Source organism: Pseudomaricurvus sp. ABR4_320, assembly GCF_056159445.1.
Genome location: NZ_JBSWVF010000038.1, coordinates 1 through 10,689 on the forward strand (window position 1 = coordinate 1; position 10,689 = coordinate 10,689).

Genomic DNA, 10,689 nt, shown 5'->3' on the forward strand with positions numbered 1-10,689 from the left:
GCGCCATGAGCAAAAGCTGGCGTATCCCAAATTCTGATCCTTACAGAATTGTGCGGCTGACTGGTTACTGGATTGCCACTGCTGAACAATCGTTTGCCATTGTTCCATGGTGCGACGTTGAATTGCCATACTGCCTCCTCGATAAGTGAGGGTGCAGACTATCGCGCGAAGGCTTATCGATCACGACGCCGCAGAATGAGCGGTTACGAATAATATTAGGAATGCCGGGTTGGTTGGGAAAAGGAGAGTGCACGCCAGAACCTTAAAGCCGAGTAAAATCAATAGGTAGCGTAGACATTTAAGGGGACCTCTATAAAGGCGATTAAATGTAGTAGATCGGAAGTTCGCCCTGTTCAGCGTCCTAACAAGCTGAAACCGCCAGAATGTTACGTCTCAAATCACCGGTCAGGTTTGTTTGGTGTTTCCTGACCAGCTGGGGTTCAGCGGTCCCCGTGCGCTCTCTGCTTGTGTCTAGCCTAACACTTTTTAATTCTCTCTATTTGCGTTTTACCGGCATTTTTCTCCAAACTGTCACCACGCTACATTCCGCTAAATTGCTAGGCAACGAATAACAATCAAGAGAGCAAGAATCGGATCGACTTCTGAATATTAAAAGCAGTACCTTGCTTTTTAATCAATGCCATTTAATTCACGTGTACCTGTCCTGAATTGATCGATAAAAGATGTGGAGGTGCGTGTCTTACTATGTTTCAAAATAGTGGTGCCAGATATGTCCATGTTCGTCCATATGTAGTGGTTTACGACGCAGCGTTGGACTGGAGTAACTAAGTCAGGCAGTAGGCTACATATTGGCTACTCTAGGCTAGATTTAGTTGGGAAGCGTTATAAGTTATACAAATACGGCTAGTTTCCGATGAGTTCTTCAATTTCAACATCTATGGGTATAAGAGAGTGGATAATGTTGTTTACTCTGTCAGTTTTATGGGGAGGGTCATTTTTCTTTATTGAGCTGGCTGTTGCGGAATTGTCAACGTTAACGGTTGTTTTGTTCAGAGTGGCACTTGCGGCAATCGTTCTATGGTTGTACATAATACTGGCAAGAATATCTGTGCCCAAATCTTTCGCGATATGGGGTAGTTTTTTAATCATGGGATTATTGAACAACGTACTACCATTTTCACTTATCGTATGGGGCCAAACATATATCGCCTCTGGCTTGGCGTCGATATTTAATGCTGCTACACCGCTTTTTACAGTTCTGGTAGCTAGCTCGTTTCTTCAAGATGAGAAATTAACCAAGAATAAATTAATTGGTGTGTTATTAGGGTTTTTAGGTGCAGTAATTATGATTGGCCTCCCTGCAGTCGAGGACATAGGCGTCAATATTTTAGCTCAATTCGCAGTATTGGGAGCCGCTCTCTCTTATGCGTTTGCTAGTGTTTATGGTCGTCGATTCAAAGCACAAAAGATAAATCCGGTTGTCTCTGCGGTAGGTCAGTTAAGTGCTTCCGCACTTGTTCTCGCTCCGGTAGCTTTGCTATCAAACAACTCTATAGGTATTGTAATACCAAGTGCGCAGGTAATTTTGGCTGTTGTTGCATTAGCCGTTTTATCGACCGCAGTTGCCTATGTGTGGTACTTCAAGATATTGGCATCGGCTGGTGCAACAAACCTGTTGCTTGTAACATTTTTAATTCCAGTCACTGCAATTCTGCTAGGAACTCTAGTACTAGGAGAGAAACTGGATATTGTTCATATGGCTGGTATGGGAGTCATATCGATTGGATTAATCGCTATTGATGGTAGGCTTTATCAATCGATGAAAAGAAGCACGATATCTAAGGTTTTTTGAAAATAGAAAAAATATGGGATGGGCGCCCTGATCGATACCAAGTTCTTGCTGAATTCGGTTGGCCACACACTGTAGTTATCCTTTGATGCTGATTAGTACCTATTCCAACTCATACAATCGATGACCACTCCCGCAACATAAACTCAACACTACGCATACTAACGGCGTGAACGGTGAACGTGGGATTCACCGCACCACTAGACGGAAAGATTCCTGGTCCGGCAAGAAATAAATTGTCGATGTCATGGCATTGCCCGTAACTATTGGTCACCGAATTTTTACCATGCTCACCCATAATCGTCCCGCCCATTAGGTGCATACCCGCTCGCGGACCATGCCATGGCTTGTCCGCACCGGCAGCAGAAAATATTTCTAATCCCTGCTGCATCGCATGTTGGCAGAGCTTATCCGTGCGAGGATCGATATTATGGATCGCTTTCGCCAGAGGCATGCCATTGGCATCTTTAGTTTGGCTTAATTCAATTCGATTCTCGAGCCGAGCAATATCTTCCGCCACATTTACCATCGTGCCAAAATGATTTACTGCTTGTTGCATAAACTCGGTCAGTTTATCCCCGAACAAATCCGGGCGGGAAGTGACAATTCCCAACAAGTCATTTGGCTTAAAGGCGTTGGCAATCAACCATTGATAGCTGCCGAATCCGCCGGCAACTGCAGTCTTATCGGCGTAGCCATCGTGATTCATTAATTGGCCGCCATTAACGCCAAGATGCGGCGAAGTTTCTTCCTTGAACAGTCCAAAAATACTTTGGGCAGGATGGGTCATCAAACATTTTCCCACCATGCCATGATTATTGGCCAATCCATCTGGGTGTTTGTCGGTTGCCGAATTCAGCAGCAAGCGGGGTGTTTGCGTTACAAACGCGGCGACGACAACGACATCCGCCATTTGTGTGTACTGATTGCCTTGCTCGTCAAAATACTCCACGCCAATGGCTTTATCGCCTTTGGCATTGGTTAATATGCGACTTACCGTGGCATTGTGGCGCAGCTCAGTTTGACCTTTTAGTGCTTGGGGTAAGTACACCGACAAAGGATTAGCCAAGGCGCCAATGGCACATCCCGCATCGCACCAGCCGTCATATAGGCAGGATCGCCGCCCATTGTATGGCGTCGTGTTGATCGCTAGCGGTATCGGTGATACGTGTAATCCTTTGGCTTTAAACCCTTTCGCAATGACCTGTCCTTGTGCCAGCACAGGTATGGGGGGTAGCGGATAGGGGGCACCGGCAGGGCGCCATATTTCCGCATCGGCGTCGCCGCTAACGCCGACTTCTTGTTGCACGCGATCGTAATACGGTTGTAAGTCGTCGTAATCTATCGGCCAGTCATAGCCGATACCGTAGTGTGATTGAAGCTTAAAATCACAGTTTTTTAACCGAGGCCAGACGCCATAGTGGTGCAGCGCACTGCCGCCTGTACCCCAACCGGAGTTAAAGACGTTACCAATTTTATGATCGCCTTCCTCTTCTACGGTTGCGCCTCCCCACTTTAAGCGGCGTGCCCAAATTTGTGAACTAATGAGGCTAGAGGACTCACGTTTGGGTCCGGCTTCCAGCATTAAAACCTGTTTGCCTGCCTGAGCGCCTTTAGCGGCAATCAGGCTGGCGGCTGCGCCAGAACCGACGATCAACAAATCGACTTTTTCAGGACGAGCCTCGACAGACGATGACACACTCATATTCATACCACTTACCAATCTGTCTCTGGCTCGATATGCGCCAGATACGGCACACCTAAACGTTCAAATCCCGACTGAGTGCCATAGGTGACATCCGCCGCATCAGCGCGTAGTACAAAGTAAAAAAATGCTGACGGTGGCCCCGACCAGCCCTCCAACGTGCCTTGCGCCATATCCGCAACAAACTGAGCCAGTTGATTGGCGTTAAGTTTGGCCGGTGGCAGGTTAAACCGCTGTTTGCTGGCAGCAGAAGCACCGTCTAGGGCGGCGCTGTAGAAGGGCAAAAAGGGTGGTGCCACGCCCAGGTAACGGGCCATCAATAAACTTTCGGTGTCTGGCCCGCTTATTTGATGATCAAGATAATGACTGATGCCTGCGGCGACAGCTCCGGGAACCATCGCTTCACCAAGAGCGTCAACATCGGCGGCTTGCTCGGGAGAAAAGGTCGTAAACGGGACATTTTGAGCTCGCGCTTCGGAAGGAGCCAACGACAGCAGGTTACCTCCTACGGCATAGGTAAGTAAAAGACCGCCAGCTCTCAAAAAATCACGTCTCGGACGATGGCTCGAAAGCACATCGCCAGAGGACCCATCGCCGCTATCTTTTTTGTTCATAACCACTCTCAAAAACTGCGCTTCAGGCTAACCCCATACCAGCGCGGTGGCCGATAAGAGACTTCGTTACAACCACACAAGGTGGCGAGATCGAACCCTTGCACGCCAGCTCGCTCATCGGTAAGGTTACGAATTGCCAATGTTGCGAGCCAACTACCATCGGCATTTTCCCAGCTCAGTTGGGAGTTCACCATGACATAGCTATCGAATTTATCTGCGTCAAAATTACGCAGATTGTAATAAAATTCATCGGAATAGCTGACGTCTCCTTGAATTGACATGCGGCCATTCATAAATCCCCATTCATAACGGGCCATGGCCGTGGCTTGAAGCTCTGGCGAGTAGGTGGGATCAACATCCTGGGCTGGTAGTGGTGAGCCGGATCGCAGCAGTACATCTTTGACTGTTGCATTAAAGCGAGAGATCCCAAAGGCAAGATCCAAACCTTCCATCGGCGATGTTTGTAACTCTAACTCCGCACCATAATTTTCCGCATCGGCATTGATAACCACACCACCGACACCGACAAACAGAAACGCCTGATAATCGGAATAATCGTAGTAAAACACGGAGCCATTAAGCCGGGTTAGCCCATCCTGCATCGACAGCTTAAAGCCGCCTTCGTAAGCGAGGAGAACCTCTTCATTATAGGGCAATGCGTCGTCGCCACCGGATCCTAAGTAAGCCCCGAGCAATGGTGCATTGTAACTACCGGCTTTAACACCTCGATTGATACCGCCCCAGAGCAACAAATCTTCACTGACGTGCCAGTCGAGCTGTATTTTCCCTGTCCATAGATTATCCGCTGAATTGTCTGAATACAGAAACGGAGAGCCCGCACCAAAAGGGTTGGTCAGCAAGTCACCTTGGTTAACGGTATAGTTGCTGTCGGAAAGAAATACTCCGATGGCGGTGTCGAAGTCCTTTTCTTCTCTCATCAGACGCAACCCAACGATGCCGGTCACGGTATCGGTCAAATCGTATTCCAGTTGTCCGAAGAGGCTGTAAGAGGTGGTTTCAAGATCGGCGACGACACCAATATCGACCCCGTTAACAAAACTGTTGAACGGCCCTTTCAAGCCATTGTCCGAGTGATTGTCGATATTCAGGTAATACAGGCCGGTCACCCACCGAGAGCGTTCGGTTTCGCCGTTTAAGCGAAATTCCTGGGTGAAGCTGGTCGCATCGACACCGGCGTAGTTTGCCAACTGGTTAACGGGCGCCGAGTCCACATCGATAAAAAGGAGCTTTTCATAGTCCTTAAAATCGGTGATCGAGGTCAGTACCATACTGTCGTTCAGCTGGTACTGGATATTGGCATTGATACCGTAGGTATCGGTGGAACCTTGATCTTCAAAGGCAAAATCCCCGGAGAAGGTAAAGTCGTCGCCGTCGGGGTCCAGATAACCAAAGAAGTCGCCACCAGCAACGGGTCGACCGCCAGTCAATCCCAAGCCGAGATCCGTATAAAAGGCATCGCCATCGATACCATCGCCGCCACCGTCGGCGTTCCCTTGAATGCTGTAGCGTGTTTCACCGGCTGGCGTATCAATGACGTTGATCATCTCTCCAGAGTCATCCAGTACCGCGATAGTAGATTTCGATTGGTAGGGGCCCGTGGAGACTTCGGACGTCGCGTAGTTTCCGGAAACGCTAATTTGGAGATCATCATTTGGCTGAAATAAAAACGATAACCTGCCCGCTAAGGTATCATCATCGCCCAAATCGGCTCCAGCACCATCCCCGGGAGAATCGTTAAAGGCGCTGTCGGGATAGAGATTTTTTAAGTAGCCATCCTGCAAATTGTAGTGGATCGCGGCGCGCGCAGCGACAGTCTCACTGAGCGGACCTCCAACGGCCGCAGTCACTTTATACTGGGAAGCATTAGCCTTGGAATCAAACTGTCCGTAGGTTACATCGACATAACCTTCAACAGCATCGAAACTGGGTTTCTTGGAAACATAATGCACCAAACCACCGGTCGCGTTGCGACCAAAAAGGGTTCCCTGGGGTCCTTTTAGAATTTCCACGCGCTCCGTATCGAATAACGCAAAGGTTTGTGCTTGGGCGACGGCGATATAGCCTTCATCGAGATAGACGGCGTTAGGTGCTTCAATAATATCGTTGAAGTCGTTCTGAGTAACGCCACGAATAGAGAACTGGACATTTTGCCCGGCGAGGTTACCACTGATATGCACTCCTGGGGTGAACGCCGCGATATCATGGCTTTGCTCCACACCAAAAGCGCGCATTTGGTCCCCTGTGAACGCCGTAACAGCAATACCGACATCTTGTAAATTCTGCTCTCTCTTCTGCGCAGTAATGACAACCTCTTCTAATACGTCAGAGACTGTATTATTAGAGATAACTGCAGCAGATATCAGTGCAGCGAGACCCGATGTTGACTTATTTAACCTCATTTACTTCTCCATTTCCGTACATACTACCGTAGCGCTTTACGTAAGCCCTTGCGTTCCAATCTGGGTATTACTTCATCCCGAAAATACGGAAATTCCTTCACATAATCGACAAAGGATAATGTGGTCCCGGCTATCCCTGTATCGCTTAGCCGTTGTAATTGATCAGCGATTACATCTGGGGTTCCCACGAGTGGAAAGCCGCCATGACCCGCGGCAAAGCGATCTCGAAAGTTCGCCAATGCTTCCGGTGTAAAAGACTGGGCATGTAAACCTTGCAGTGCCATCAAATAATCAACCGCCTCCCAATCGGCATTTTCTTCAGCGTAGTATCGAAGATACTCTTCTGCCTCAGCCTGGGTTGGTCTACACACTACGGTGCAAAAGGTAAAGACACCGACTTCGCGGCCTTTGGTTTGTGCTCGCTGATTGATATCCTGGACAGTGGCTTTTGCCTGATCGAGATCGAAAACTGGTGTGAATAGAAAATCGGCATTGCGCATCGCGAATTCGCGCCCCTCTTGAGAGGCTGCGGCATTCAAAATAGGAACATGGGATTGAACGGGGTGGGGCTTTCCATAAACCTTTTCTAATTGGAAATACTTACCTTGCCAATCGAACGCCGTGTCTTCTTGCCATAGCTTTTGGATGATATCGAACCACTCCTGCGCTCTCGCGTAGCGCTCTGAGTGGGACGTGGGTAGATTAAGGCCGAAAGCGTCGTATTCCGGTTTATTCCAGCCAGCAACGACGTTTAATCCCATGCGCCCCTGACCGATCTGATCAATCGTTGCCAGCTGCTTGGCCGTTACCACCGGATGGTTGAAGGCGCTGTGAACGGTCGCAAAAACCTGGATATTTTTGGTGTGAGCGAGCAATCCCGCTGCCCATGTGACCGTTTCCAGTACTCCGCCGTGAAAGTCGGTATCGCCACCGTAACCTATCCAGCGGGCGATCGGTAATAAGAATTCCAACCCGGCATCATCACATAGGCGAGCCAGTTCAAGGTTATTTTCCCAGCTATTGTTCCAGCGTTCGGCAACTTTGGTAACCGCCATGCCACCGCTACAGTTTGCCGAGAAAATTCCTAATTTCAATTTGTTCGTATTGAACATCGGATTTGATGACGGCACTGCAAATCTCCTTCAATATCGATCATCCATAAATTGGAATGGGGTTAATCGATAACAACTGCGAAAAGATACTGAGCACAGAGCTGCGCGACATGCGCGCAGTTCATAATAGATTACATATAAGATATATACATCAAATCGTTTGCGCAATAGGGATTTTCAGTGGAAATGTAATTGTTATCTCGCTATGAACTTGGCTGCACACCGTCGTCGATAGCAGTGACCCATTACTGTGCGCAGTGCACAAAAATAACTCGCAGTTTTATTTGATTGGAACACCTAATCTTTTGTTACTCTGACGATAAGCCAATTAATCGGTAGTCTGCATATGCGAGAACGCAGCCGTCATAGGTCAAATTGCAGTTCAACTTTTCCGATACAGAAGTTCAAAATAAGTTAGAGAAGCTCACAAGCATATTTAAGCTATGAGTCGATTTAACGACATTGGTATTGATAGAGCTCCAGAAAAATCAACGATAAAGATTTTAAAAACACACTTTAAAATTTCATATTTGTTGAAGAGTATTTCGAGAAAATCCAAATCCATTTTGAAAAGTAGCGGCTGTTACGTTAATTAATGCGAAAAGTAAAAATATGAAATCGGGTTAAAAAGCTATAAAAACTGGAGCCTTTGACTGCATCCTTCAAAAGGTCCTAACTCTGATATTTTTACTGATGGTCTGTAGGGTGCTCATCTGACGCAACGGCGGGTTTCTTTAACTTTATAATGAATCACGCCCCGTAATAGATCGACAAGACAGACTTAAGATCTCATCACGCATAGGTTTGAGTCAGATAATCGTTTTTCAGCAGGGGATGCCCGTAAGCTTCCTGACCAAGCAGCTGAGCGAGGACGCATACAATTTCTATTCTTAATGATGAGGGGTGACGAAAATGATATCTACTCGACGAATGATCTTCGACATCCAGCCAGAACTTAGGGCCTGCATCAGCAACACGCTAGTGTTGCTTAAATCACCTTGAGAATGCTTCAAATCTATCAAAGAAGAATGAATTGGCTGGTCTGAGTACGTTATATCCAAATATTGGTGATTAAAAATTGATCGGATATAAGTTTATGCGCCAAAGCTGCAGAACATACTACTTATAATCCTTAAAAAAGGTAATGGACATTGATTTTAGCGTAGGTTTTTAAAAAGATACTAAATAAAATCAGTTTCTTAGTGTATTTGAATGAAAAATAGTAGGCAGAGCAGCAGTGAGATATGGGCATGCCTTTTAATATAATGTTAGCTGCAATTGAGGTTTCTGGAGTAATGTTCGAAGGAAAGGAAGCGATTCTTCTCGATATGAATAGTACATTCATGTTTGGAGAAGATAGATTTGGTCAAGCTGAAGATTATTCAAAATATTACAGATCTATTGGTGGTGATTTGCCGAAAGACGTTGTAAACGGCATTATCAGTAACGCTTATGATTACTTGGCAGATAAGTATCCATCTGAAGATTACAGGCATTGTTTTCCATCACTAGAAACTGCAATCGAGGAAAGCTCTGAAGTGAGCATTCCACCAAAGGAAAAAGGAAAAATCATTCAGACATTTTCATACCATGAGCATGGGTACATTCCACAATCATATGTTCAGGCTTTAATCGCATTGAAAAGAAGATTTGAGTTGGCACTTGTTATAGATATTTGGGCACCAAAACAAATGTGGGTTGATACTTTTGAACAACTTAGAATTTGGAGGCTGTTTTCGGTCTATTCGTTCTCATCTGATCACGGGATGGTTAAACCGTCTCCGAAACCATTTGAAATGGTGGTAACTAAGCTTGGGTTGCCCAAGAAAAAGTGTTTGGTCGTTGGTGACTCCGTTCGCCGTGACTTAGGCGGCTCTCTTAAAGCATCGATAGACTGCGTTCTAGTCGGTGGGGCGCAAAGCGATTTGGCAGTTGGGGAATTTAGTACTCTTTTGGAGTTGCAAGAAAATGTGTCATCATCCATCAGCTAACAAATGCAAGCAGTTGGCTCCCCTGTTGCAGGCGATATATTTTTTCATCAAGGAGCTAACATCATGATTTATCTGATTCCGATTCGCGGCACGGCTTAACTCACGCGTTATGCAGGTGAAGGATTCAAGATCGCATGAAATACAAGGTTATTGATAAGCTTCATTCAGAAGAAATCGCCAAATTGGCAGTTTGTTTAACGAATGAAATAATCGAGCGAACTGGCATAAAGCATTTTGATGTTGATGTGCCTTTAGCGGTAGACCTATGTGAAAAGTATCTGAAGAATGGCATTTATCATGTAATGGCCGCGTTCGATCGGGATGAAATCATTGGGTTTGGAGCTATCTGTGAAAGTCACTCCCTTTATGCAGAAGGAAGCTTTGGCATAATTCAAGAATTCTACGTGGCTCCAGAATATCGATCCAAAGAGATTGGAAAATTCCTTATCCAAGCGATTGTTGAATTCGCTAAAGAGCAAGGATGGAAGCGCCTAGAATTGTGTACGCCACCCGTACCAGAGTTCGATCGTACAGTCGATTTTTACAAGTCGAATGGCTTTGAAATTACTGGTGGGTACAAAATGAAGTATACAATGAGATAGCTATGAAGTACTTGGAATCTAATTTAATGACGATCTATGGAAAGCAAGCTTTTCTGGATTGGCTTATCTCGGTCGAGCCGAAATTACAAAATTGGACTTTAGTTCATCTTAATAATGATCCGGGTGCATATTTGATTGAAGTCGAAGATCAAAATTGTCAGGGTGACGCTATAAAAAAGTATTTCACAAAAATCTTTGAAGAGGAACTAGGCAATCATCTTCCCAAAGAGCGCTGGCCAAAAAATAGAACGTTCGAAACCTTTTGCGATTGGTTCAGTATAAAATACCATACATGCGTGGCTGATATGAAATTAAGTGACAACGAGCATGCATAATATTTTACTGTAAGCGACAAAGCTGCGCTCCAATAATTCTTGCTTCGCTGAGCTCACTTTACCGTAAATTATCGCTACTCCGTTTTGCCTCCGAGCACGG

General features: G+C 46.1%; 9 protein-coding genes. 4 read left to right on the forward strand and 5 right to left on the reverse strand.

Annotation, left to right across the window (positions count from 1 at the left end; translation table 11 throughout):
* Positions 1-129, reverse strand: a 129-nt coding sequence (gene tnpA / locus ACXAFR_RS26910) for an IS66 family insertion sequence element accessory protein TnpA (protein WP_475183165.1), incomplete at its 3' end; no start/stop codon positions are given.
* 790 nt (positions 130-919) lie between these two features.
* Here tnpA and ACXAFR_RS26915 point away from each other — a divergent pair.
* On the forward strand, positions 920-1,813 hold the full coding sequence (locus ACXAFR_RS26915) for a DMT family transporter (protein ID WP_475183151.1): 894 nt from the start codon (positions 920-922) through the stop codon (positions 1,811-1,813).
* Between the two features lie 109 nt (positions 1,814-1,922).
* On the opposite strand, the gene ACXAFR_RS26920 is transcribed toward ACXAFR_RS26915, so the two are convergent.
* Genes ACXAFR_RS26920 through ACXAFR_RS26935 form a run of 4 tightly spaced genes read right to left on the reverse strand, consistent with a single transcriptional unit; the run spans position 1,923 to position 7,679 of the window.
* On the reverse strand, positions 1,923-3,521 hold the full coding sequence (locus ACXAFR_RS26920; RefSeq protein ID WP_475183153.1) for a GMC family oxidoreductase N-terminal domain-containing protein: 1,599 nt from the start codon (positions 3,519-3,521) through the stop codon (positions 1,923-1,925).
* A 5-nt stretch (positions 3,522-3,526) separates the two neighbouring features.
* Complete coding sequence (locus ACXAFR_RS26925) at positions 3,527-4,129, reverse strand: gluconate 2-dehydrogenase subunit 3 family protein (RefSeq protein WP_475183155.1); 603 nt, start codon at positions 4,127-4,129, stop codon at positions 3,527-3,529.
* 8 nt (positions 4,130-4,137) lie between these two features.
* Positions 4,138-6,549: a TonB-dependent receptor gene (locus tag ACXAFR_RS26930; RefSeq protein ID WP_475183158.1), complete on the reverse strand. Its 2,412-nt coding sequence runs from the start codon at positions 6,547-6,549 to the stop codon at positions 4,138-4,140.
* A 23-nt stretch (positions 6,550-6,572) separates the two neighbouring features.
* Positions 6,573-7,679 carry an LLM class flavin-dependent oxidoreductase gene (locus ACXAFR_RS26935; protein ID WP_475183159.1) on the reverse strand — a complete coding sequence of 369 codons (1,107 nt, stop codon included), beginning with the start codon at positions 7,677-7,679 and terminating at the stop codon, positions 6,573-6,575.
* A 1,226-nt stretch (positions 7,680-8,905) separates the two neighbouring features.
* Here ACXAFR_RS26935 and ACXAFR_RS26940 point away from each other — a divergent pair.
* From ACXAFR_RS26940 to ACXAFR_RS26950, 3 genes are all read left to right on the forward strand, one after another.
* On the forward strand, positions 8,906-9,652 hold the full coding sequence (locus ACXAFR_RS26940) for an HAD family hydrolase (protein WP_475183160.1): 747 nt from the start codon (positions 8,906-8,908) through the stop codon (positions 9,650-9,652).
* A gap of 134 nt (positions 9,653-9,786) precedes the next feature.
* The gene (locus ACXAFR_RS26945; RefSeq protein WP_475183163.1) at positions 9,787-10,254 is read left to right on the forward strand and encodes a GNAT family N-acetyltransferase; all 468 of its coding nucleotides are present in this window, start codon (positions 9,787-9,789) and stop codon (positions 10,252-10,254) included.
* Positions 10,255-10,256: 2 nt separating this feature from the next.
* Positions 10,257-10,589 carry a hypothetical protein gene (locus tag ACXAFR_RS26950; RefSeq protein WP_475183164.1) on the forward strand — a complete coding sequence of 111 codons (333 nt, stop codon included), beginning with the start codon at positions 10,257-10,259 and terminating at the stop codon, positions 10,587-10,589.
* Positions 10,590-10,689: the final 100 nt, after the last annotated feature.